The 24,996-nt window shown below is 60.3% G+C and carries 18 protein-coding genes; 6 read left to right on the forward strand and 12 right to left on the reverse strand.

The genetic code is table 11. The features are described from left to right. Nucleotides 1–35 precede the first annotated feature (35 nt). The gene (locus GGE33_RS06145; RefSeq protein ID WP_210297922.1) at nt 36–1,247 is read right to left on the reverse strand and encodes an AI-2E family transporter; all 1,212 of its coding nucleotides are present in this window, start codon (nt 1,245–1,247) and stop codon (nt 36–38) included. Nucleotides 1,248–1,500: 253 nt separating this feature from the next. On the opposite strand from GGE33_RS06145, the gene GGE33_RS06150 reads away from it, so the two are divergent. Then, nucleotides 1,501–4,047, forward strand: coding sequence for an HWE histidine kinase domain-containing protein (locus tag GGE33_RS06150; RefSeq protein WP_183821598.1), 2,547 nt, complete (start codon nt 1,501–1,503; stop codon nt 4,045–4,047). A 268-nt stretch (nt 4,048–4,315) separates the two neighbouring features. Here GGE33_RS06150 and pdxY read toward each other — a convergent pair whose 3' ends face one another. Continuing rightward, a complete protein-coding gene (gene pdxY / locus GGE33_RS06155) occupies nt 4,316–5,164 on the reverse strand; it encodes a pyridoxal kinase PdxY (RefSeq protein WP_148144805.1) in 849 nt (282 codons plus the stop codon). Nucleotides 5,165–5,255: 91 nt separating this feature from the next. Next, nucleotides 5,256–7,340: a DNA topoisomerase IV subunit B gene (parE, locus tag GGE33_RS06160; RefSeq protein ID WP_183822412.1), complete on the reverse strand. Its 2,085-nt coding sequence runs from the start codon at nt 7,338–7,340 to the stop codon at nt 5,256–5,258. 195 nt (nt 7,341–7,535) lie between these two features. On the opposite strand from parE, the gene GGE33_RS06165 reads away from it, so the two are divergent. The 4 genes from GGE33_RS06165 (at nt 7,536) to pyrG (ending at nt 11,736) form a co-directional block, all read left to right on the forward strand. Continuing rightward, nucleotides 7,536–8,423, forward strand: coding sequence for an alpha/beta hydrolase family protein (locus tag GGE33_RS06165; RefSeq protein WP_183821599.1), 888 nt, complete (start codon nt 7,536–7,538; stop codon nt 8,421–8,423). Between the two features lie 238 nt (nt 8,424–8,661). After that, complete coding sequence (tpiA, locus tag GGE33_RS06170) at nt 8,662–9,441, forward strand: triose-phosphate isomerase (RefSeq protein WP_148144803.1); 780 nt, start codon at nt 8,662–8,664, stop codon at nt 9,439–9,441. 83 nt (nt 9,442–9,524) lie between these two features. Continuing rightward, entirely contained in the window at nt 9,525–9,971 is a 447-nt protein-coding gene (gene secG / locus GGE33_RS06175) for a preprotein translocase subunit SecG (RefSeq protein WP_183821600.1), read from the forward strand. 136 nt (nt 9,972–10,107) lie between these two features. After that, complete coding sequence (gene pyrG / locus GGE33_RS06180) at nt 10,108–11,736, forward strand: CTP synthase (protein ID WP_183821601.1); 1,629 nt, start codon at nt 10,108–10,110, stop codon at nt 11,734–11,736. 34 nt (nt 11,737–11,770) lie between these two features. Here the strand turns inward: pyrG and GGE33_RS06185 are convergent, their stop codons facing one another. The 9 genes from GGE33_RS06185 to GGE33_RS06225 all read right to left on the reverse strand — a co-directional run bounded on the left by GGE33_RS06185 (nt 11,771) and on the right by GGE33_RS06225 (nt 21,157). Beyond that, nucleotides 11,771–12,676, reverse strand: a complete 906-nt coding sequence (locus GGE33_RS06185) for a 2-dehydropantoate 2-reductase (protein ID WP_183821602.1) — start codon at nt 12,674–12,676, stop codon at nt 11,771–11,773. A gap of 84 nt (nt 12,677–12,760) precedes the next feature. Further along, nucleotides 12,761–14,194: an FAD-binding domain-containing protein gene (locus GGE33_RS06190; protein WP_183822414.1), complete on the reverse strand. Its 1,434-nt coding sequence runs from the start codon at nt 14,192–14,194 to the stop codon at nt 12,761–12,763. A gap of 53 nt (nt 14,195–14,247) precedes the next feature. Beyond that, on the reverse strand, nt 14,248–15,468 hold the full coding sequence (locus GGE33_RS06195; protein ID WP_183821603.1) for a molybdopterin molybdotransferase MoeA: 1,221 nt from the start codon (nt 15,466–15,468) through the stop codon (nt 14,248–14,250). A 19-nt stretch (nt 15,469–15,487) separates the two neighbouring features. Next, nucleotides 15,488–15,973, reverse strand: a complete 486-nt coding sequence (gene moaC, locus GGE33_RS06200) for a cyclic pyranopterin monophosphate synthase MoaC (RefSeq protein ID WP_183821604.1) — start codon at nt 15,971–15,973, stop codon at nt 15,488–15,490. Further along, entirely contained in the window at nt 15,973–16,791 is an 819-nt protein-coding gene (gene trpC / locus GGE33_RS06205; RefSeq protein WP_183821605.1) for an indole-3-glycerol phosphate synthase TrpC, read from the reverse strand. Before trpC ends, moaC begins: the two co-directional genes overlap by 1 nt. Nucleotides 16,792–16,795: 4 nt before the next feature. After that, entirely contained in the window at nt 16,796–17,812 is a 1,017-nt protein-coding gene (trpD, locus tag GGE33_RS06210) for an anthranilate phosphoribosyltransferase (protein ID WP_183821606.1), read from the reverse strand. Between the two features lie 18 nt (nt 17,813–17,830). Beyond that, nucleotides 17,831–19,720: a peptidylprolyl isomerase gene (locus GGE33_RS06215; protein WP_183821607.1), complete on the reverse strand. Its 1,890-nt coding sequence runs from the start codon at nt 19,718–19,720 to the stop codon at nt 17,831–17,833. A gap of 488 nt (nt 19,721–20,208) precedes the next feature. Beyond that, nucleotides 20,209–20,556 (reverse strand): DMT family protein, encoded by a 348-nt coding sequence (locus GGE33_RS06220; protein WP_148144793.1) that lies wholly within the window; start codon nt 20,554–20,556, stop codon nt 20,209–20,211. Between the two features lie 58 nt (nt 20,557–20,614). Next, nucleotides 20,615–21,157, reverse strand: coding sequence for a Pycsar system effector family protein (locus GGE33_RS06225; RefSeq protein WP_148144792.1), 543 nt, complete (start codon nt 21,155–21,157; stop codon nt 20,615–20,617). 91 nt (nt 21,158–21,248) lie between these two features. Here GGE33_RS06225 and GGE33_RS06230 point away from each other — a divergent pair, with 91 nt between their 5' ends. After that, nucleotides 21,249–24,974 carry a FecR domain-containing protein gene (locus GGE33_RS06230; RefSeq protein ID WP_246435742.1) on the forward strand — a complete coding sequence of 1,242 codons (3,726 nt, stop codon included), beginning with the start codon at nt 21,249–21,251 and terminating at the stop codon, nt 24,972–24,974. Nucleotides 24,975–24,996 lie beyond the last annotated feature (22 nt).

Here is a 24,996-nt window from a genome sequence, read left to right on the forward strand (position 1 = left end):
ATGGCCCGATGAAGGCTGGGCTGTCCGATATTGGCTTAAGGGCCGGAAACCTTGCGTACCGGCGGCAAGTCTTCCTCTGAAAGCACGACCTCGGGATCAGAGGGCTGTTCCGCCTCTATTACATCGGCGATCTTGACCTCGCGAATCCACTCCCGCCAGATCGATACGACGAGGGCCATGAGAACCGGTCCGATGAACAGGCCGAGAAAACCCATCGTCTTGACGCCGCCGACAAGGCCGAAAAATGTCGGCAGGAAGGGCAGTTTGATCGGGCCTCCGACAAGGCGGGGGCGCAATGTCTTGTCGACGATGAAAAGTTCGACACTACCCCATATGAACAGGCCGGCGCCTGCAACATAGGAGCCATTGGCGACGAGATAAGCCGATACCAGCGTGAAGGAGAGCGGGGCGCCACCCGGAATGAGAGCCATGATGCCGGTAAGCACGCCGAATGTGACGGGTGAGGGAACGCCGGCGATCCAGTAGGCGATGCCGAGCACGATGCCTTCACCGATGGCGATCAGCGTCATGCCGGTGACGGTGGAGCTTATCGTGGCAGGTACGACGCGAGAGATCCGTTCCCAGCGTGTCGGAAAAATCCGCTCGCCCAGAAGGTCGATCTGGCCGCTGAACGAAGCGCCGTCGCGATAAACGAAAAACAGCGCGATCAGCATGAACAGCAATGTCAGCATGATGTGGAAGGCACTGTTTCCGGCCACAAGCACGCCATGATAGATTGCGCCGATATTGGCGCCGCTGATTAGCTGCGCAAGTTCCCCTACAGCACCAGGCGCGCCGATATGGCGGGTCCACTGAGTGCCGAGCCATTCTCCGGCAAAAGGCAGACCGATAATCCAGGCTGGTGGAGGCGCGCCGTTGCGGTTGACCTCGACGGCCCAGCGGAACCAATCAGCGATTTCCCCGGCGGCATAGGATGCGCCGATGCTGATCGGGATGACGATGAAGAGAACGATGAAGATAATCGCCAGCGTTGCGCCGATTGTGGTGTTGCCACCGACATGGGTCAGCAGGCGCCGGTAGAGTGGCCAGCTGGCAAAGCCGATCACCAAGGCAGCAAGTACTGGAACCATGAAGCCGTGAAAGAAATAAATGGCGGCGGCAGCTACAATGATCAACAGCCAGCGCGCAGCCGAAATCGGTGAGATCAGGGCAACCCTGTTGGGGCTAACGGGGCCAAGCCAACGCGGCTCGGCGCTGCCTTTTCGATTGCTGCTGCGGTTCACCATCAATTCCTGTCTAAATCTGGCTCCTATATGGCCAGAGAAGGTCGTGAAAACAAGCTTCGCACCGATTCATTAAAACGCTACTTCCTTACTTGCGGTAACGCTTAGATGCGATAGAAATATGAAATTGCCTATTGGCGATACCGCTCCATTTAACACGGGTATGTTTTAAACAGCTTGCGGGTCTTTGATGGGCGCGCCGGAAAACAGGAGCCATGTGTGCCATTGGCAGGACGGGAGCTTCAAGGGAAAATTGATGCGTCAGACTGAAGCGGTCAACCTCACCAATTGCGACCGTGAACCAATTCATATCCCCGGCTCCATTCAGCCGCATGGTTGCCTGATGGTCTGTGACGGCGTCGGTTCCGTCATCCTGCAGCATTCCGCGAATCTGGCAGAGATGTTGGGACTCACATCTTCCGTGATCGGCGAAAGGCTAGAAACCGTCTTGGGGGGCGATGTTGCCCATACGCTGCGCAACGCGCTGGCGACATCCGATGATCCTGCCCGGCCCGCCCTGCGGCATGCTTTGCGCCTTGCTTCGGGTCCTGTCATGGATATTGCGCTTCACCGCAATGGCGAAAAAGTGATCCTCGAATTCGAGCCGGCATCCAACGATACCGACCAGCCACTCGAAGTTGCCCGCATGCTGATCAGCCGGATCCGCAACGTCTCCAGCCTCGACCGGCTGGTGCAGAGCGCTACAAGGCTGATGTATGCGATGCTCGGTTATGATCGGGTCATGGTCTACCGTTTCGAGCAGGATGGCTCCGGGAAGGTCATCAGCGAATACAAGAGACGCGATCTGGAGAGTTTTCGCGGCCAGTATTTTCCGGCCGGCGATATCCCGGTCCAGGCGCGGGCGCTCTATATCAAGAACACGATCAGGGTGATCTGTGACGCCAATTATCAGCGTGTGCCGATCGTGCCTGAACTGGATGAGGACAACCAGCCTCTCGATCTGTCCTTCGCGCATTTGCGCAGCGTTTCGCCGATTCATTGCGAATATCTGCGCAACATGGGCGTCGGCGCTTCGATGTCAATCTCGATCGTCGTCGATGGCGAACTCTGGGGGCTGATCGCATGCCATCACTATTCGCCGAAAATCCTGTCCATGCCGCAGCGGGTGGCAGCGGAAACGTTCGGCGAGTTCTTCTCGCTGCATCTTTCTGCGCTCAAGCAGAAGGAGCTGCACGAGACCGCAAGCGTTGCACGTCGGTCGCTCGACCGGTTCCTGCAGGAAGCTTCGCATCATCGCGACATCAGCCTGCTGCTGCGAGGGTCGCTGGAGGCTTTCTCGACCATGCTGCCTTGCGACGGGGTCGGCCTGTGGCTGGATGGCGTCTGGTCAAGCCAGGGGAACACACCGCCACTCGAGATGATCGGAGAATTGGCGGACGAGATCGGCGGGCTGACTGGCGGCAAGGTCTGGTCGACCTTTCAGCTTTCGCAAGCCATTCCACAATCCGGCATTTCACCGGACGATGCCTGTGGCGTGCTCGCCATACCGCTTTCGCAGCGACCGAAGGACTATCTCTTCTTCTTCCGCAAGGAAGTGGTGCAGACGTTGGACTGGGCGGGCAATCCTGACAAGTCCTATATGACCGGCCCGATGGGAGATCGGCTGACACCGCGCAAGAGCTTCGCCATCTGGAAGGAAACCGTCAGGTTACAGGCACAGCCCTGGACCGACAGCGACCGGGAGATTGGCGAAGCTATTCGCGCGGTTCTCGTCGAGATCGTGTTGCATCACAACGAAATGCTGGCCGAGGAGCGCGGCAAGGCGGACGTGCGCCAGCGGATGCTCAACGAGGAGCTCAATCACCGGGTCAAGAACATCCTGTCGATCATCAAGGCTCTGGTGGGGCATCCGGTGGAAAGCGGCCGCAGCTTGACCGATTATGTCGGTTCGCTGAAGGGGCGCATCCAGGCGCTGGCTTTCGCGCATGACCAGGTGGTGCGCGGCGGCGACGGCGGTTCGTTGCTGGATCTCCTGGAGGCGGAACTGCGCCCCTATATGGAGGGCACCCGGTCCGTGGCGCTGGAGGGACCGCGCGTCTGGCTGGACAGCCGGGCCTTTTCGGTCATGGCTCTGGTCCTGCATGAAATGTCGACCAATGCCGCCAAATACGGATCGCTTTCGGTGCCGGGCGGCAGGCTCGATGTTCGGTGGAAGAGGCTCGAAATGGGTGCTTGTGAGATGAGCTGGATCGAAAGCGGCGGACCTGCGGTAAAGCCACCAAGCCGAAGCGGCTTCGGCAGCGTCCTCATCGGCCGCAGCATCCCTTACGAACTCGATGGCGAGGCGGAGGTCAACTATCCCGAGGCCGGCATCGAGGCACGCTTCGTTGTGCCGTCGAAGCATCTGCATGGTGACGATGACGTAACGACCGTTCGCATCGGCGATGTGGAGGCAGCTGAAACGGAAAGGCTCGAGACGCCTCATCTGGCGGAGAAGGAATTCCTGCTGGTCGAGGACCAGATGTTGATTGCGGCTGATGTCGAATCCATGCTGGCCGAGCACGGGATCAACAAGGTGACGACGGCGCCATCCGTATCGGAAGCGCTGCGCAGGTTGAGAGGCTTTACTCCCGACGTTGCGATCCTCGACGTCAATCTCGGATCGGGCACATCGCTTCCGATCGCCGAGGAACTGGTGCGGCGAGGGGTGCCCTTCGTGTTCGCCACCGGATATAGCGACCGTTCGATCATTCCGGCCAACCTGACCGCGCCGATCGTTCGCAAGCCGTATGAGGCGGAGGCCTTGATCTCCGCCGTCACCAAGCTGCTTGAGACGCGTTAGAGCCTTTCCTGGTTAAATTGAAACGTTCTGTTGGCTCAAACGGAGTCGGATGGTCGGTCCGGCAGGCGCGCGTCGTAGCCAAAGCATACGGCCAAGCCGGCCGGACGATCAGACGGCCCGTTTCAGCCAACCCGAAGGGCCGGGCATCTTTCCGCCAGGATCAAAGGCGATCGGCTCGGACGTACCTTGGGGTATGCCCTTCGCCAATCGCCTTTGCCCTGACGAAAACCTGCTCCGGCAGAACGCCTCAATTTAACCAGGAAAGGCTCTAAAGCGTCATCACAGCCAAAGGCGCAGGACGGGCGAAATCATCCTGTGCGGCAATCATGTTGAGTTCGCGCCTTCCGGCGGCAAGCGTCTTTTCGAACAGCGCGAAAATGCTGGAGGCTGTTTTCGACAGCGCCTGATCGAGCGGTGCGCCGGACAGGATGTGGCCGAGGAAAAGCGCCGAGGTGCAGTCACCCGCACCGTTGGGTGCCGGGTCGAATTGCAGGCGCGGCGTGGTGACGAGGAATTGTTTGCCCGATTTCGACGAAGCCAGCATCTGGATTTCGTCGTCGCGCGTGCCGTCATGGATGAGCGAGGTGAGGAGCACCGTTTCAGGCCCCATCTCGTGGATCATCAGGCAGGCCTTGCGCGCATCTTCGAGTGTCAGGATCTGGCGGCCAGCGAGATATTCCAGTTCAAACTGGTTCGGGGTGATGATCGAGGCACGGGCGAGCGCCTTCTGGCGAAAATAGTCGGGAATGCCGGGGCGGACGAAAAAGCCGCGGCCGACATCGCCCATGACGGGATCACAGAGCCAGCGCGTTCCTTCAGGCAGTCGGTCGAGAACCGAGAGGATGATTTCGCCGATCGCCGGGTCACCGAGATAACCGGTCAGAAGCGCATCCATCTTCTCAAGTGCGCCAAGGCTTTCCAGCCCGTCGAGAATGCTCTCGATATGGTCGGCGGAAAACACTTCACCGGTCCATTTCAGGTAGCCGGTATGGTTGGAGAACTGCACCGTGTTGATGACGGTGACTTCATGGCCGAGGCGCTGCAGGGGAAGCGTGGCAGCGCGATTTCCCACGTAACCATAGGCGACATGGGACTGGATGGAGAGGATCTGCTTCATGGCGGGGTGCTTTGTTCAGGTGATCGAAAAACGATCTTTCCGGTGAAGCATGCCGCGCCCCGTCACGCAATCCTATCTTGCTGCCCAGCTGTCAGATATCGAGATTTTCGGCAAATGCGGCGCGTTCCTGGATGAAGCGGAAGCGTGCATCGGCCTTGGTGCCCATCAGGTTGTCGACCGCCTCGCGGGTGCCTTCGAAATCCACCTCGTCGATATCGACCCGCAGCAGCGTGCGCTTGGCCGGATCCATGGTGGTTTCCTTCAGTTGCGCGGCCATCATTTCGCCCAGACCTTTGAAGCGCCCGATCTCGACCTTCTTGCCCTTGAAGACCGTCTCCATCAGCTCGGCGCGGTGGGCGTCGTCGCGGGCATAGACCGTCTTGCCGCCCTGGCGGATGACGTAGAGCGGCGGCACCGCCAGATAGAGATGGTTGCCGCGGATCAGCTCGGGCATTTCCTGATAGAAGAAGGTGATCAGCAGTGAGGCGATGTGAGCGCCATCGACGTCGGCATCGGTCATGATGATGACGCGCTCGTAGCGAAGATCTTCCTCACGGTATTTCGACCGCGTGCCGCAGCCGAGCGCCTGAATGAGATCGGCAATCTGCTGGTTGGCGGAGAGCTTTTCGCGGCTTGCCGAACCGACGTTGAGGATTTTGCCGCGCAACGGAAGAATGGCCTGATTGGTTCGGTTGCGGCCCTGCTTTGCAGAGCCACCAGCCGAGTCGCCCTCGACAATGAACAGTTCGGCACCCTCGGCCGTATTCTGCGAGCAGTCGGCAAGCTTGCCGGGCAGGCGCAACTTGCGCACCGCCGTCTTGCGGTTGACTTCTTTTTCCTTGCGGCGGCGAAGGCGCTCTTCGGCGCGTTCGATCACCCAGTCGAGCAGCTTTGCCGCTTCGTTGGGATTGCCGGCGAGATAATGGTCGAACGGATCGCGCAGCACGTTTTCGACAAGCCGCTGAGCCTCGACGGTGGCGAGCTTGTCCTTGGTCTGGCCGACGAATTCAGGCTCGCGGATGAAGACCGAGAGCATGCCGACGGCCGAGATCATCACGTCGTCGGTGGTGATCTCCTTGGCGCGCTTGTTCTGTGTCAGTTCGGCGTAGTTCTTCAGGCCCTTGGTCAACGCGATGCGCAGACCCGCCTCGTGCGTGCCGCCTTCCTGGGTCGGAATGGTGTTGCAGTAGGAATGCAGCTGCGGATCGCCGCCGTACCAGGTAATCGCCCATTCCATAGCGCCATGACCGCCGGTCTTTTCCGTGCGGCCGGAAAAAATCTCGCGGGTAACGGTGAAATCCTTGCCGAGCGTTGCGGCCAGATAATCCTTCAGGCCACCCGGGAAGTGGAAGACGGCCTTGTCCGGGATCTCGCCGCCTTCCGGCACGACGCCCGGATCGCAGCTCCAGCGGATCTCGACACCACCGAAAAGATAGGCCTTGGAACGGGCCATACGGAAAATGCGGCCGGCTTCAAACTTGGCGCGCTCGCCAAAAATCTGTGGGTCGGGATGGAAACGCACGCGGGTGCCGCGGCGGTTATGCACGTCGCCGAGTTCCTGCAGGCCACCCTGCGGCACGCCGCGGGAAAATGTCTGGCGATAGAGCTTGCGATTGCGGGCGACCTCTACTTCGAGCACATCAGACAGCGCGTTGACGACGGAGACGCCGACGCCGTGAAGGCCGCCGGAAGTTTCATAGGCATCGCCGTCGAATTTGCCGCCGGCATGCAGCTTGGTCATGATGACTTCGAGCGTCGACTTACCGGGAACCTGCGGATGGTTCTCTACCGGAATGCCGCGGCCGTTGTCGGAAACGGTCAGGAAACCTTCGGCATCGAGATGGACTTCGATGAAATTGGCGTGACCGGCCACCGCTTCGTCCATCGAGTTGTCGATGACTTCCGCGAAGAGGTGGTGCAGCGCCTTTTCGTCGGTGCCGCCGATATACATGCCCGGACGCATGCGCACCGGTTCGAGACCTTCGAGAACACGGATCGACGAGGCGCCGTAGTCTTCGCCGCCGCTCTTGAGCGGGGCTGGGCGTGGCGTGGACGGTTCGGCGGCAATGGCGGGTGCCGGCGCAGCCGCGACCGGTTTTGCGGTCGCCGGCTGGGTCGTCACCGGTTGGGCATTCGTCGAGGGATCACCGAAAAGATCGTTGTTATTGTCGTCCATCTGGTCTTTCACTGCTGCCTGCCGAGGTGCCGAGGAGGAAGCCATACCCGTCTCATATTGTTTCGAATCACTTGCGATTCTGCCAGAAAGCCGGCTTTTTCGCGATGCCGCGCGCGCGACCTTTGCTGCCAGCAATGCTAGCTAGACCCTGCCATGGCAAGCTTTCAAGACCGAAGGACCTCAATGAAACCCCGCATGTCCACAGTTCATTTCATTTTCGCCACGCTTCTTGCGATCTTGATATCATCGACCGGTGACGTCGTTATGGCGCAGGAAGGGCCGATCCCGCCTTTCAAGGATAACCTGTTTTCCAGCCACAAGGTGCTGAAGAGCGACGATGGCGGCGCTTACGAGGTGATGGACTATAACGAGCTTCGCGACATCAACGAACGCGACCAGGAGGCCGAGCGCCGGGTGCGCGGCGCCTATGTCGATCTCTCCGTTCGCAGCCAACAGGAAAACGAGACGCTGACGCTTGGCGGTCGCAATGTGGACGTGACGCGGGTCGGACCGTCTTCCGGCGAACGCTTTGCCGTGATCTTTATCCATGGGCGTGGCGGAGATCGCCGTTTAGGCGTCAACGACTACTCGTTCGGGGGCAATTTCAACCGGCTGAAGAACCTTAGCGCCCGCAATGGCGGCACCTATTATTCGGTCAGCGTGAAATCCTTCGATGACAAGGGGGCTGCCGATGTCGGCGCATTGACGCGCTACGCTTTCGAACAATCGGGAGGGCGTCCGGTCATTCTCGCCTGCGCCTCGATGGGCGGGATCATCTGCCAGAACATCGTGCGAGACAGGGATACCGTCCGTTATCTCGGCGGCATGGTTCTGCTCGGCGGCCCGCCGGATGCGGGGCTAGCAGGAACGCCTTACGCAAAGCTCAAGCTGCCGATCTATTTCGGCCATGGCAGCGCCGACAGCGTCTACAAGGCGGAAGACCAGGAAAAGATTTTTCGCGGATTACGCGCATCAAACTATCCCGCGCGATTCAGTCTTTTTCAGACCGGAGGGCATGGAACACCGATCCGGATGGTCGACTGGCGCAAGGTGCTCAATTTCGTGCTGACTGCTCGAAATTAGGTGCGACGCCCAGTTAAATCGATCTGTAGCGGCGCTCAACCGATTGAATTTCATCAAGGGCTTCCCGCTTTTGTCACTTCGCGCGACTGGAAGGCGGCGGCTTTTGAAGCAAGCGCTTGAATCACGGTCATTTTTCAGCGTACGAAAGATGCCGGATTGTCCGGATGACCGGATTTTGAACACGATGACTGCGATCTCGTTTCGAGGTTTGCCGATAAATTGAGGAGGAAACTGCCCGATGACCCCAGACGTTCGCCCGCTTGTGGCCGGAAACTGGAAGATGAACGGCACACGTGATGCGCTCGGTGAAATCAAGGCGATGGCGGAGGGCGTAGTCGGCCCATTGGCTGATCGTGTCGACGCATTGATCTGCCCGCCCGCGACGCTTCTTTATGTCGCAACGGCGCTGTGCACCGACAGCCCGCTGATGATCGGCGCGCAGGATTGCCATCAGAAGGTTTCGGGCGCGCATACGGGCGATATTTCGGCCGAGATGATTGCCGACTGCTTCGGAACTCATGTCATTCTTGGCCATTCCGAGCGCCGCACGGATCACGCTGAAACGGACCATCTGGTTCGCGACAAGGCTGTGGCTGCCCATCAGGCCGATCTGACCGCGATCATCTGCATCGGCGAGACTGCCGGCGAACGCGACAGCTACCAGACGCTGGACGTGCTGAAGCGGCAGCTGGACGGCTCCATCCCGGATGGCGCCACGGCTGAAAATACCGTTATTGCCTATGAGCCTGTCTGGGCGATCGGATCAGGGCTGACCCCGACGAACGAGGACATTGCCGTTGCGCATGCCTTCATGCGGTCCGAACTCGCCAAGCGCTTCGGCGACGAAGGCGCGAAGATGCGGATCCTTTATGGTGGTTCGGTCAAACCGGGCAATGCCGAGGTGCTGATGGGCATTGCCAATGTCGACGGTGCATTGATCGGCGGGGCGAGCTTGAAAGCAGCCGACTTCCTCGCCATCTACTCCGTCTATGAAGGGCTGATCGCCGAAACCTTGTAATCAAGGCTTGGAAAGAGCGATAGGCTCATGTAAAGAGCCGCAAAACTCTTGATTGTTGCCCGCGTAGGGCAGGGACCCGATACATGCAGACCGTTTTGATCGTCATCCATCTCATGATCGTGCTTGCGCTTGTCGGCGTAGTGCTCATCCAGCGCTCGGAAGGCGGCGGACTTGGCATTGGCGGCGGCTGCGGCTTCATGTCGGCACGCGGCACGGCCAATGCGCTGACCCGCACGACGGCGATCCTGGCGGCGCTGTTCTTCGTCACTTCGCTGGCGCTCGGCATTCTTGCCCGTTACGACTCGAAGCCGACCGATATCCTGAACCGTATCCCGCAAAGCCAGCAGGGCACGGGCAACGGCATTCTCGACCAGCTCGGCCCGGCACCGGCTGCACCGCCAGCACAGGCTCCCGCAGGAAACGGCGTTCCGTCCGAAACCGGCGCTGCCGCTCCGGCCGCGGGTCAGGCACCTGCTGCCGCTCCGGCTGCGCCCGCTGCGCCGTCGAACAGCGTACCGACCGGCCAGTAAGGCCCCGGTTGAGACTTCAAGCTCCGGCAGGCCAAAAGCCTGCCGGTTTTATTTTGTGAAGATTCCACAGCCGTTTTAGCGATTGGCAAAATTTCTGCTGGCGGAATCGTGTGTGAAAAGGTAACCGGTGACTCCCATGGCGCGATATGTATTCATCACTGGCGGCGTGGTCTCTTCCCTTGGGAAGGGTATTGCGGCCGCGGCCCTCGGAGCATTGCTCCAAGCGAGGGGTTACCGGGTTCGGCTGAAGAAGCTCGATCCTTATCTCAACGTTGATCCGGGCACGATGAGCCCGACCCAGCACGGCGAGGTCTTTGTGACCGACGACGGCGCTGAGACGGATCTTGATCTCGGTCACTACGAGCGCTTTACAGGGCGTTCGGCGACCAAGACCGACAACATCACCACCGGCCGGATCTACAAGAACATCATCGACAAGGAACGCCGCGGCGATTACCTCGGTGCAACCGTTCAGGTCATTCCCCACGTGACGAACGAGATCAAGGATTTCGTCACCGAGGGCAATGACGACTATGATTTCGTTCTGTGCGAAGTCGGCGGTACGGTCGGCGATATCGAGGCGATGCCGTTCATGGAAGCCATCCGCCAGGTCAACAACGACCTGCCGCGCGGCACCGTGATTTATGTTCACCTGACGCTGATGCCGTATATTTCCGCGGCTGGCGAGTTGAAGACCAAGCCGACGCAGCATTCGGTCAAGGAACTGCAGGCGCTCGGTATCCATCCCGACATCCTGCTCGTTCGTGCCGACCGGGAAATCCCGGAAGCTGAACGCCGCAAGCTTTCGCTGTTCTGCAACGTGCGCGAAAGCGCCGTCATCCAGGCGCTCGACGTTGCCAATATCTATGACGTTCCGATCGCCTATCACAAGGAAGGCCTCGACAACGAGGTTCTGGCCGCATTCGGCATCGAGCCGGCTCCGAAGCCGCGCCTTGACCCTTGGGAAGACGTCTGCAGCCGCATCAGGACGCCGGAAGGCGAAGTCACGATCGCGATCGTCGGCAAGTATACGGGTCTGAAGGATGCCTATAAGTCGCTGATCGAGGCGCTGCACCACGGCGGTATCGCCAACCACGTCAAGGTCAAGCTCGAGTGGATCGAGTCGGAAGTCTTCGAAAAGGAAGACCCGACGCCTTACCTCGAAAAGGTCCACGGCATTCTGGTTCCCGGCGGTTTCGGCGAGCGCGGTTCGGAAGGCAAGATCCTTGCCGCCCAGTTCGCCCGCGAACGCAAGGTGCCGTATTTCGGGATCTGCTTCGGCATGCAGATGGCGGTGGTGGAAGCCGCCCGTCATCTGGCCGGCATCGAAAAGGCCTCGTCCACCGAATTCGGCTCGACCTCGGAACCGGTCGTTGGTCTTATGACCGAATGGGTCAAGGGCAATGCGCTTGAGAAGCGCGCGGCAGCCGGCGACCTTGGCGGCACGATGCGTCTCGGCGCCTATAATGCGGCGCTGAAGAAGGACACGAAGATTGCCGAGATCTATGGTTCGACCGAGATTTCGGAACGTCACCGTCACCGTTACGAAGTCAATGTCGACTATAAGGACCGCCTCGAAAGCTGCGGCCTGGTGTTCTCCGGCATGTCGCCGGACGGCGTTCTGCCGGAAACGGTCGAATATCCGGATCACCCGTGGTTCATCGGCGTCCAGTACCACCCGGAACTGAAGAGCCGCCCGCTCGATCCGCATCCGCTGTTTGCAAGCTTCATCGAAGCGGCGCTGGAACAGAGCCGCCTCGTATAAGAAAAGAAAGACCCGGCTTCGGCCGGGTCTTTTGTTATGGGGTTTTGGCGTTGGCGTCGCTGACGGTCTTCAGCAAGGTCAGCATTGCGGTGTTCAAGGGCGTCGCAAGGCCGTGACGCAGGCCTGCGGCAACGACCGCACCATTCAGCGCCTCGATTTCCAGCGGACGTCCTGCGAGGCAGTCGAAATACATGGAGGTGCCTGCTTCCGGCGGATAGGCCAGAAACGTCTCAAGGATCATTTCTGCTTCATTGCCTGCAAGTTGCGCGCCCTCGGCGCGACCGACCGCCACTGCTTCGTCAAGAATGCCAAGAGATAGCTGCTGGATATCCTCGCGCTGGAAGACGCCAAGCCGCTGGCGGGTAAGCGCCGTGATCGGGTTGGCGATGACGTTGACCAGCAGTTTGCGCCATTGATAGGTGATGAATTCCGCACTGATCCCGACATCGATGGGTGTGCCTTCAAAAAGCGCCGCAAAGGCTTCCGCTTGCGCTCCTGCAGGGACAAGCAGATCGTGACCGCGGATGTGGCGCAGGCGGACATGGTCGGGGGCGAAACGTTCGCCATTGTAATAGACGATTGCCGGAACCACGGTCGCGCCCTTCGCATGCGGGGCTACGCGCTCCTCATGGGCAATGCCGTTCTGCAGGACGGCAACCGTCGTCTTCGGCGTGCAGAGGCGTTCCAGCCAAGAGGCGGCAGAGGCCACATCCTGTGCCTTGGTGCAAAGGATCACCCAGTCGACCGGTTCGGCGCGACTTGGCTCCGTCAGTGTCTTTAGCGGTATCCTTTTGCTCTCTTCGTGGTGATCGAAGGTAAGCGTGTCGATCCGCCTGCGGGCGCAGACCGTCACGTCATTGTCCGGTGACAAGCTGAGGCAGGCCGCGGCAACGCCGCCGATTCCGCCAAGTCCGACGACTGCGATCTTCCGTCCCGTCATTCTGATCTCTCCTCTTGCAGAAAAAGGAGATTAATCGCGGATGGAACCGGTTGAAACGTCAATCCTGCTGCAAGCGGTACTGCGTCAGCCTTTCAGGCCCTTGTAGGCTTCAAGCGCCCGGTCACGAGCCATGCCGTGATTAACGATCGGTTTCGGATAAGTCTTTCCGAGTTCCACGCCGGCGCCGGCCAAAACATGGTTCGGCGCTTCGAAGGGCTTGTGAATGTATTTCTTCGGCAGGTCTTTCAGTTCAGGCACGAAGTGGCGGACGTAATCGCCGTCGGGATCGAATTTCTCGCCCTGCAGGATCGGGTTGAAGATGCGGAAGAAGGGGGAGGCGTCCGCGCCCGAGCCGGCCACCCATTGCCAGTTGGCGGTGTTGCTGGCCGGATCGGCATCGAGCAGCGTATCGCGGAACCATTCCTCGCCGCGCCGCCAGTCGATCAGAAGGTCCTTGATCAGGAAGGATGCGGTGATCATGCGAACGCGGTTGTGCATGTAACCGGTCTGCCAGAGCTCGCGCATGCCGGCATCGACGATCGGATAACCGGTCTGTCCCTTGGTCCAGGCGCTGAAATCGGCCGCGTTGAACTCCCATTCGAAGGCATCGAACTTGTCGTCCCAGTTTTTTGTGCGCAGATCGGGAAACTCGACCAGTAGATTGTAGCAGAAATCGCGCCAGGCCAGTTCCTTGCGGTAATGGACCAGATCGTCGCGATGTTTGTCAGCCAGCCCGTTTGTGGCGTGCCAGATACGGGCAGGGGATATTTCGCCGAGCGCCAGATGCGGAGACAGTCTGGAGGTCGCGTCGATCGCCGGGAAATCGCGACCGCGTTTGTAATCATGCAGGTCGGCGTCGATCAGGTCTTCGAGCTTTTCCTGCGCACCGGCCTCGCCGGGCGTCCAGTGTCCGGAAAAACCTGCGGCCCAGTTCGGTTTGGTCGGCAAAAGGTTCCAGCTATCGAGCGCTTCGGAACGGGGATGGCTCTCGGGCGACGGGATGGAGTTGGGTGGGGCAATGGGGCCATGCGGCTCGTGAAGCTTCTGCATGGCGTTCCAGAACGGCGTGTAGACCTTGAAGGCGTTACCGGAACCGGTGCGGATCAATTTCGGATCATGCAGCAACTGGCCGTGAAAGGCGCGGATGGCGATGCCTGCATCCTTGAGCGCGATGGCAATCTCGCGGTCGACCGTGGTTCGCTCATAGGCGCGATTGACGTAGACCGTCTTTGCGCCGGTCTTGCGGGCAATATCGATGATGATGTCATCGGCCTTGCCCGTCGCAAACATCAGGTCGCTGCCCAGTGACTTCAGCTTGTCCTTGAGCGCTGCCAGGGAATGATGAAGCCACCATGCCTGTGCGGCCCCAAGCGGACCGATATCGGGCTGTACCGGTTCGCGGATATAGACGGGGATGACCGGGCCACCTGCATCGATCGCGGCATGGAGTGCGGCATTGTCGTCGAGACGCAGGTCGCGGCGGAACCAGAGGATGGCGGGTGCGGTGTCAGGCACGATCTACTCCGTTTGGGCAAATATGCCCAAGCCTACGGATTTCCTCGCCAACCGGATCAGTCGAAGGCACGGATAAGCAGGATGCGGCAGGGTTCGCCTGCTGCCAATTCCGGTGCATGCGGCGCACGGACGATGAGACCGTCGGCATGGGCAAAGATCTTCATCATCGACGAATCCTGCTTCGGATTGGCCTCGGCGACCAGATTGCCCAGTTCGTCACGGGTGATCTTTGCACGCAGATAATCCTGCCGCTGGTCATTGGGGCGAAGCGGCCTTGCAGTGATGCCATCGACTTCGCGTCTGCGCTCCGGCAGATGAGCAAGGCGGCGCAGCAGCGGTTCGAGAAACAGCATGCCCGTAACCATGCTGGCGACCGGGTTTCCGGGCAGGCCCAGAACATGCATGCCGTCGAGCGAGCCGACCATAAGCGGCTTGCCGGGGCGCATGGCGATCCGCCAGAAATCAAGCTCCATTCCGGAAGCCTTCAGTGTCGCCTGCACCAGATCGTGGTCGCCAACGGAAGCGCCGCCGAGGGTGACGAGGATATCGGCTCCGGCATCACGAGCGCGCTTGATCGCAGCGGAGATGGCGTCCTGCCGATCCGGCGCAATGCCGAGATCGAGAACCTCACCGCCATTGTCGCGCACGAGAGCGGCAATCCCGAACGTGTTGGAAGCGATGATCTGAGCGGGGCCGGGATTGCCGCCCGGCTCAATCAGTTCGTCACCCGTGGCGAGGATCGCCACTTTCGGCTTACGGAATACGGGAAGCGTCGGGTGGTTCATCGCGGCTGCGACGGTCAGATGCGAGAAATCGATAAGCGTGCCGGCCTTCAGCACCGTTTCGCCTTCGGCAAAATCCTGACCACGAGGACGGATGTGTCGCCCGCCGGTGACCTGAAATGTCGTGCGGATGCTGTCGTCACCGATCTTTTCGGCGTCCTCCTGGATGAGGATCGTATCGGCGCCTTCCGGCACCGGCGCGCCGGTGAATATGCGAACGGTTTCGCCGGGGCCGAGAGGGCCTTCAAAGGCACGCCCCGCGGCGGCAGTGCCGATGACTGTGAGTTCTGAACCGATCTGCGGCGCATCGACCGCTCTCAGCGCATAGCCATCCATGGCAGAGGAATTGAATGGGGGCTGGGTCAGCTTGGCCTTAATGTCAAAAGCAAGCACGCGAGCCGCTGTATCGGCCAGAGGGAGCGTCTCGATGCCGTCGACCGGGCGGGCGCTGGCAAGCAGACGGGCCTTGGCGTCTGGAACGGGCAAAAGCGCCATGGCGAAATCTCCTCGGGCTTTACGCTTTATAATGGCCGGACTTGCCGCCAGTCTTTTCGAGCAGCCTTATGCCACCGATTTCCATCGCCTTGTCGGCAGCTTTGGCCATGTCGTAGATGGTCAGGCAGGTGACGGAGACGGCGGTCAAGGCTTCCATTTCCACGCCGGTCCTGCCGGTGAGCTTTGCTGTCGCTGTGACGCGCAGGCCGGGCAGGCTGTCGTCTTCCGAGATCTCGACTGAAACCTTGGTCAGCATCAGCGGGTGGCAGAGTGGAATGAGGTCGGATGTCTTCTTGGCGGCCATGATGCCGGCAAGGCGGGCGGTGCCGATGACATCACCCTTTTTGGCATTGCCTTCACGGATCAGCGCCAGGGTCTCCGGCAACATGCGGACAAAACCTTCGGCGGTTGCCGAACGAGCGGTCTCGGCCTTGTCGCCGACATCGACCATATGGGCCTCGCCGGCCTGATCTATGTGGGTGAGCTTGTTCGGTTGATCGGCCATCACTCGGCCGCCAGCGTGCCTGCTTGCCCGGTCAGAAGCAGCCGCGTGGCCGCTGAGACATCGTCCTTGCGCATCAGGCTTTCGCCGACGAGGAAGGTGCTGATATCGACCTTTTGCAGGCGCAGGCAGTCCTCATGGGTGAAGATGCCGCTTTCGCCGACGAGCAGACGGTCCTCGCCGGTTACCATCGCCGACAGGCGTTCGCTGGTCGAAAGGCTGACCTCGAACGTTCTCAGGTTGCGATTGTTGATGCCGACCAGCGGCGAGGGGAGCTTCAGCGCCCGCTCCATCTCGGCTTCGTCATGCACCTCGATGAGGCTGTCCATGCCGAGTTCGGTTGCGGTCTCGTAAAGCGCCAGCGCCTCGTCGTCGGTGAGCGATGCCATGATGATCAGGATGCAGTCGGCACCCCAGGCGCGGGCCTCGTAGACTTGGTAGGGCTCGAACATGAAATCCTTGCGCAAGGCCGGCAGTGCACAGGCATTGCGGGCAGCAACGAGGAATTCCGGTGCGCCCTGGAAGCTCGGGGTATCGGTGAGAACCGAAAGGCAGGCAGCGCCGCCTGCCTCATAGGCTGCTGCCAGCGCCGGCGGATCGAAATCCGGGCGGATCAGGCCCTTGGACGGGCTTGCCTTCTTGATCTCGGCGATCAGGCCGAACTGGCCGGCCTGCTTCTTCGCCTGCAGCGCCTTCAATAAGCCGCGCGGGGCAGACTGGTCGGCAGCGCGGGCCTTGATCTCTGCAAGCGGCACCGCCGTCTTGGCCGCTTCGATCTCGACGCGCTTGTAGGCTTCGATCTTCTGCAGGATATCGGCCATGATCCTATTCCTTCTCGTTGGAGACCGCCACGAGCCGGTCCAGTGCTGCAGAGGCCTGACCGCTCTCAAGCGAGGCGGTGGCGAGCAGCATAGCATCCTTGAGTGTTTCTGCCTTGCCGGCCACGACCAGAGCGGCCGCTGTGTTGCAGAGCGAGATATCACGATAGGCATTTTTCGCGCCGCCGAGGACGGCACGAAGCGCCGCGGCATTGGCGATGCCGTCACCGCCCTTCAGGTCGGCGAGCGTTGCGGGTGCGACGCCGAAATCGGCCGGGCTCAGTTCGAATTTACGGATCTTGCCATCTTCCAGTGCCACAACCTGCGTTGTGCCTGTCGTGGTGATCTCGTCGAGACCCTGGCCGTGCACGACCCAGACAGTTTCGGATCCCATTTCCCGTAGGGTTTCGGCAATCGGCATCAGCCATTGCGGCGAATAGACACCGAGCAGCTGGCGTTTTGCACCGGCCGGATTGGAGAGCGGGCCAAGCAGGTTGAAGATCGTCCGCGTACCGAGTTCAACGCGGCTCGGGCCGACATGGCGCATGGCTGCATGATGCATGGAAGCGAACATGAAGCCGATGCCAGCCTCACGGATACAGCGTGCGATCTGGTTCGGGCCGATCTCCAGGTTGACGCCGAGCGCCGAGAGCGCATCGGCCGTGCCGGATTTCGAGCTGAGCGCACGGTTGCCATGCTTGGCGACCGAGAGGCCTGCGCCTGCGGCGATGATCGAGGCGAGCGTGGAGATGTTGTAGGTTCCGGCGCCGTCGCCGCCGGTGCCGACGATATCGACGGCATCCGCCGGAGCCTCGACCCGCAGCATTTTGGCACGCATGGTCGAGACGGCGCCGGTCATTTCCGCAACCGTTTCGCCCCGCACCCGGAGTGCCATCAGGAAGCCACCGATCTGCGAGGGTGTCGCTTCGCCGGACATGAGAATTCCGAAGGCGTCATGCGCCTCTTCGCGGGTCAACGATTCGCCGGTGGCGACCTTGGCGAGGAATGGCTTCAAGTCAGGCATTTTCGGCATTTGCCTCAATTATTGAACGGTGGATGCGGACTGATCGAGGACAGTCTGGTTGATCGAGACGCCATAGCGATCCTTCAGGCTGTTGACCATCTGATCAAGCATGTCGTCGCCTGCTGATTCCGCGAGGCGCTGAAGCTGCGGGTCATTGGCCAGTTCATCAGACGGAGCCTGCTCGACAGCGGTGACCTTCATCAGCATGCGGCTTTCGCGATCTGCTGCAAGGGCGGTGCCTGTCGTGTCGACGGGACCGGAGAAGGCGGTCGTGATCGCTTCCGCGCCGAAGATCGCATCCTCGGCGTTGCGGCGCAGGCCGGTCTTCGTTTCGACGGCGATGCCGAGGTCCGCGGCAATCGCGGCCAGAGTTTCGCCCTTGTCGAGACGAGCCTTCAGCTCGGTTGCCTTGGCGGTGAGGGCTTCGCGCTGCTGCTCGGCGGTCCAGTCAACCACGACCTTTTCACGTACTTCATCAAGCGAACGCTCGCGTTCCGGCGTTACGTTGCGAACTTCGAACCAGATGTAACCGACATTGCCGAGGCTGACCGGGATCGTGTCCTGGCCAGGTTCTGTGCGGAACACTTCGGCGATCAGGTTGCTGGCAGCCGGAAGATTTGCGATCGGCTGTTCCTTTTCGTCCTGGCCGGAGGCATCGGCCGTCACGGTGACGAGCTTGAGGTTTAGTTCCTTGGCAGCGTCATCGAGTGTCGCGCCACCGCCGCGCAGATCCTCGAAACGGTCATGGGCGCTGGCGATTTCACGCGAGGCGGCTGCAACCGCCATCTGCTGACGCAGTTCTTCCTTCACTTTGTCGAAGCCGCGCGTGCTTTCCGGGCGGATGTTGGAGACGCGCAGGATGACCGAGCCGAACGTGCCCTTGATGACAGGGGTGGTGCCACCATTGGCCGAAACCTTGAATGCCGGTTCGGCCCAGGCAGGGTCCGGGATGCTCTGCTTGGTAAAGTCACCGAGATGGACGTCGGTCGGGGTCTTGCCCTGATCCTTGATGATCTGGTCGAACGTGGTGGTGCCGTCGCGCAGCTGCGTTGCTGCTGCATCCGCCATTTCCTTGTTCGGGAAGGTCAGCTGTTCGATCGTGCGGGTTTCGGGTGTCTTGTAGCCGTCCTTGCGCTTGTCGTATTCGGCGCGCAGCTCGTCATCGGTAATGGAGGAGGCGTCGGCGATGTCACTCGGCTCGAGTTTAACATAGGCGAAGTTGCGGTATTCCGGTGCGCGGTACTTGGCCTTGTTGGCGTCGAACCACGTGGTCAGAACGTCATCCGCCGGTGCCTTGACCGGATCGATATTGGCGTTCGACAGAAGCAGATAATCGACTGTGCGCGCCTCGTCGCGATACTGTTTCAGTGCGTCGAGCATGACCTGCGGCGGCTTGAAGCCGTCTGAAACGGCTTCCACGACCTGGCTGCGGACAGCGACCTTGCTGCGTTCGGCAATATAGTCGTTTTCGCGCAGGCCGGCATTGCGCAGGCGCGAGGAGAACAGGTCACGGTCGAACTGGCCGTTGGTACCCTTGAAGGCCGGGTCTTCGGCAATCAGGTTTGCCAGACGCTCTTCGGAAAGACCGAGATTCATGTCATCGGAAAGCTGGTCGAGGGCTGCTCCTGCCGAAAGCTGGGTCAGAACCTCACGGTCTATGCCGAAGGAGCGGGCCTGCTGGGCCGTCAGCTGGGTGCCGAACTGGCGGCTCAGATTGGCGATCTGACGCTGATAGGCAAGCCGGAACTGCTCGGTGGAGATTTCCTGGTCGCCGACCGTCATCACGGTGTTCGCATTCGAGGCGATCAGCGACTGGCTGCCGCCCCAGATGGCGAAAGAGGCAACCAAGAGCAGAAGCAGAGACTTCGCGACCCAGGAGCGAGCGGCGTTTCTGAGAGAATCAAGCATCGATCAACATACCTAAAGACAGTCTGCCGCCCAGTTGTGGCGGATGAAGCACTGTCTCTAGAACAAACTTCGGCGGAATAGAAGGTACTGCCGATGAAAAGGCCGCGAGCGTCGGCACGGCCGCTACGTTCTCTTGTGAAATCCCGTGCAGCGAGAAGAACCACGCAAGGCAAAGCCGGCATGGTGGAAACGGGAATGGAGCAGGCAGTGGCATTTGGTGGGTTGGTAGATAATCGATCTGCCTGCCCCGGCCAAATCATCCGGGTTTTCGAGACGTGTCAGTTCCCGTTTGCCCCGATCTTTCGACCATCACCGGAAAACCGATCCGAAATCCGTTGAGGAGGCCGGTTCGCGTACCCGGTTTCCCATCCGATGACAGGCCGATTGTCGCGCATACGGCGGTTGCGGGGATGAAACGGCACTGCGACAAAATCTAAGTTGCCGCGACGCCAGCGGATTGTTTTCCAACGAGGCCGGCAACGTCCCCGTTATTTGGTGAAGATGAAGAAGGCGCCGAGCGCGATGAACCCGAAACCGATCGCCTGTTTCCAGTGGAACGATTCGCCCAGATAGAAGACCGAGAAGATGACGAAGACAGAGAGCGTGATGATCTCCTGGATCGTCTTCAACTGGGCGGCATTGAAATAACCGTAGCCGATGCGGTTTGCCGGGACCTGGGCGCAATATTCGAAAAAGGCGATCGCCCAGCTGGCGAGAATGACAAGATAGAGCGGCTTGTTTTCGAACTTCAGGTGACCGTACCAGGCAAATGTCATGAAGACGTTGGAGAGAATGAGCAGGCCGATGGTCAGGAAGGGTGTCAGGGCAGCATTCATTGGCGGGGGGTCCATGGGCGGGGCCAGAAGGGGAGGCCGGGAAAGAGAGGGATTCGCGTCAGGTTGCAAGAAGCAGAATTACATAGGCCAAAACGGTGAAAACAAGGCCGCGGAATGCATAGGCCACAAAGCGGTATTTCTGCCGGGCGATCAGCGACAGGACATCGGCATTGTCGAGATACTGGTTGAACAGATAGCTGACATCGCTGTGCTGGGCGGCCTGTTCGAAAATCGGCCGGTGCTGGGGCCAGGTTCCCCAGAAAAGCGAGGTGGATTTGTCGATGTGACGCGGCAATACGACCATGATGGCCGAGATGATTGACGATACGGACGTAATCGCAAGCGCGCCGGAGACGATGACGACCAGCCAGCTGCCCTCTGTGTAGCGGGCAAAGGTGAATACGCCGCGTCCTTCTGCCGACGAGATCAGAAAGGCAAGCATGAAGGTGAAGATATAGGCAGCCTTCTGATCGGAGATCTTGATCTGATCGTAAAAGACATCGTTCACCTTGCGGATATGATTGATGTATTCTTCCGTGACGACGCCTGTCGCCATCGGCATTTCCAGCATTTCTGTCGGTGCGCTGTCGAAATCGCTCATTACTCTTGAGATCCCTCGTTCAAGTGTCTCCGTGTTAATACACCTTACTCTTAAAGCAAGGTGACATCGGCTCGAAAACTTGACAGTTTATATGTTTGTGTCCACAGGTTGCGGCATGCGCGGGGTGCTCAATCGATTTTTATTTGCGGTTTCTTTGACGCTGCTTGGTGCCGGGGGTGGTCTTCCCGCGCGCAGTGAGCCCGTGCCGCGTGATGGCTCAGTTGCCGGCGCGGTGATTGCACGCAAGACGGGCGAGGAAGTCCGTTTTATCGACGTTTCGAACTGGCAATTCGTGGATTTGAGGCAGGATCTCGTCGGCGGAGATGTGCTGCGGACGAATGCGACCGGGCAGCTTGCCATCCTGTTTTCCGACCGGACGCAGATCCGTATGGGCCGCAATGCGACGCTGGTAGTGAAGCAGGTTACGTCAGGTTCGGGTGCCGATACGGTGCTGGAACTGCAGGCCGGAACGATCTGGGCGCGTGCGGAGCGTGGCGGGCCGGGCGTCGAGGTGCAGACACCGGCAGCGGCCGCCGCCATTCGAGGTACCGACTGGACGATGACGGTCGAGGGCTCACGGACCTCGCTCAGTGTGCTCGAAGGCGAGGTCCGGCTCAGCAATCCGCAGGGCAGCGTCGATGTGCGTGAGGGCGAAGGTGCCGTCGCCTCGATCGGCCAGGCGCCGCAGAAGGTGGTGATCGTCGATAGCGATGATCGCGAGCAGATGCTGTTCTACCTGCCGGCACGGGAGGCTTTCAGGCGGATGCCTGCATCGAACCAACCGGTGGCGCAGATGCGCAGGCAGGCCGACCGGATCGTCGCCAAGCCGGCTGGTGAGCGCACGACGGAGGAATGGGTGACGCTGGCCGAAACCGAGCTGACGCTCGAAGGACGCCCCGCCGCGCAACGGACGCTTAGTACTCTCAAAGGGCGCTCACTGACGGCGAACCAGAAGGCTCGGATCTCGCTGATCGAGGCGATCATGCTGGCCGAAGACAAACATTATGCCGAGGCGGCAAAGCTGTTCGACAAGGCCCAGCGCGGGCTCGATGCGAGGCGACGGGGTGTGGCGCTTTATGGCGGTTATTACGCCCGCAGTCTTGCCGATCCGACCCGGGTGGAAAAGATGCCGCGGAGCGTCCAAGGGCCGGATGCGGCGTTCCTGCGGGCCTATGCGGTCGGCTTCCTGCAGGATCTGCGCGCGGCAATGGGCGTATTGAAGGATGCCGAGCGGCAATATCCTGACGATCCGCAACTTCCGGCCTACCGGGCGATGCTGGCGCTTCTTCTCAACGATCGTCCGGAATATCAGCAGGCGGTCGATCGCTCACTGTCGCTCGATCCGAGCGAGCCGACGGCGCTTGAGGCGCGGGCGCTCTACAGGGCGGGTTTCCAGGGCGACAATAGCGGCGCCATGGAGGATCTGGAGGCTGCAGCCCGGGTGACACCCGGCAGCAGCTCGACCTGGAACGTGATCGGCAATGTGCAATCCTCCCGCGACGCCAACCGCGAAGCCGAGGCGGCATTCCTGAAGGCGATCGAACTCGATCCGCAGGATCCCATCCCGCATGCCAATCTTGCGATCTTCTATCTCGATACGGGCCGAATCGAAAAGGCCAAGGCGGAGATCGACAAGGCGATGGCCGTCGACCCGGCCTTCGATCTCGCGCTCGTTGCCCGCGGGCGCTATTATCTGCAGACGGGCGAGGTGGACAAGGCGGTCGAGGACCTGCTGGCCGGCACGGTCGCCAATCCCGCCTATTCTCAAGGGCAGCTGATGCTGGCTGCCGCGCATTACGAAAAGGGCGATCGGCTCGCGGCAAATCAGGCGCTCGACAATGCCGACCGGCTGGATGACAACGATCCCGTTATCGCGGCAGTCAGGACCGCGATGGCGATCGACGATTACGATTCTATCGGGGCGATCCGGCATGCGCAGGAATATCTGCGACGGTCGAAGGCGCGGGGTGGCGAGTTCACCTCCGTCGGCGCCAATCACGAGGCGGGGTCTACACTCAACGATGCGTTTCGTTTGCAGGGGCTGGATGCCTGGGGCGAATATTATGGCGATGCGGCCTTCGACCCGTTCCAGGCGACGGCCTATGTTGACCAGAGTTTGCGCGGCAGCAGCGATCCTTTCGTCGACAATTATTTCTATGGCGACAATGTCATTACCAACGAAGGCAACAGCCAGGCGTTTTCCTCTCTGTTGCAGGGCCTGTTGCTTGATCCGCATATCATCTCGGGCCGTTCGCGCGAGGCGAACCTGTTGAAGCAGCCTTTCTTCGAGGTCGAACTCGGAGGCGGCTTCACCACGGCAGGGGGCGAGACGGGATATACGGCGGAAGGCGAGGTACAGGCCTATCGAAACCTGCCGTTCCCGGTCAGCCTCTATGCGAACCTGCAATGGCAGAAAGTGCCGGATGCGCGCGATATCGGCGCGCTCTCGGATATCGAGACCGAAAACAAGCTGGTCGGGGGCAATGCCTATCTGACGGCAAGTCCGACTGCTTACGACCGGCTGGTATTCTACGCGAACCATTCGAAGAGCGAGATTTCACGCGATCTGAAAGTGGCTGTTCCCGATCTGTCTTTGCTTTTCGGAGAGCTGCCGGGCACGTTTCCGGGTGGGACGTTGACGACCGAGCAGGATGTTTCTGCACGCTCAACGACAGCTGGCTTGGGGTGGAGCCATACTATTGGCTATAAAAACGTTGTGAACGCCGCCTTGCTCTATAGCGGCCTCAACAGCCGGGACACTCAATATCTTGAAGCAGGTCTTTTCGGCATTCCTGTCCCGCTTGGCCGGACCCGCGAAGAGTTCGATCAGAAAACCTACATCGCTGCAATCAACCACATGGTTGGCGTCGACAATCTGACCTGGCGTTACGGGATAGAAGGTGGGCGAATAAACTTGCGGCAGACTGAGGCGTTTACCGATCTGCGACCGTTTCCGTTCAATGACGTAGACACGTTTGACCGAGCCGAAGATAAAAGCAACGTCGGTCGTATCTATATCGATCTTCTGCATGAAATCAGCGACAGTCTGAAGGCGGAATATGCCCTGTTCGGCAGCTATATCGACGGCGATACGTCGGATGTGGCGCGCATCGAGCCGCGGATCGGGCTTGCATGGTCACCGACGGACGGTCAGTGGCTGCGGGCAGGGTTCATGCGAAGCAGCATCGACCTCACGACACCGACCTTGTCGCCGATCGGTATCGTCGGCATCCAGCCGAATGCGATCTCGGTCGGGACGGAAGGGTATGTCGATACCTATGCCCTGCGATGGGATGCCGAATGGACGCCTGATTTCTTCACGGCGCTGCAATATCAACACCAGGAGATGGATCATCCGCGCATTCCGATTCCCTTGGTCTCGACACCGTTTACCACGAGCGAAGGGCGGCTCGACCGGGCGAGCCTGACGGCCAATGCGGTGCTCGGGGCGGGTTTCGGCCTGTCCTCGACCGCCGCCTATACGGATTCCGAGGATCAGGGTTCGGGCACGCCGACATCGGGCGGGCCGCTACCCTTCGTGCCGGAATGGGCGGGGCAGGTGGCACTGACCTGGGTCAATCAGGCGCATGTCAAGACGACGCTTGCCGCCAATTACATCGGCGACCGTGTCAACGAGGCCGGCGTGTCGCTCGATGACTACTGGACGCTCGATGCCAATCTTGTCTGGGAACCGTTCGACAAGCGCTTCGAGTTTGAACTGGCTGCCTACAACCTGCTGGACGAGGATATCGAACTGAACAACGACATACCCGGCTGGGGGCGTTCGTTCAAAGGCACGTTCAGGGTCCGGTTCTGATGCAATCCGGCTCACGATGGCG

Origin of the sequence: Aliirhizobium cellulosilyticum, from assembly GCF_014198105.1 — a bacterium.
GTDB classification, from domain to species: Bacteria; Pseudomonadota; Alphaproteobacteria; order Rhizobiales; family Rhizobiaceae; genus Neorhizobium; species Neorhizobium cellulosilyticum.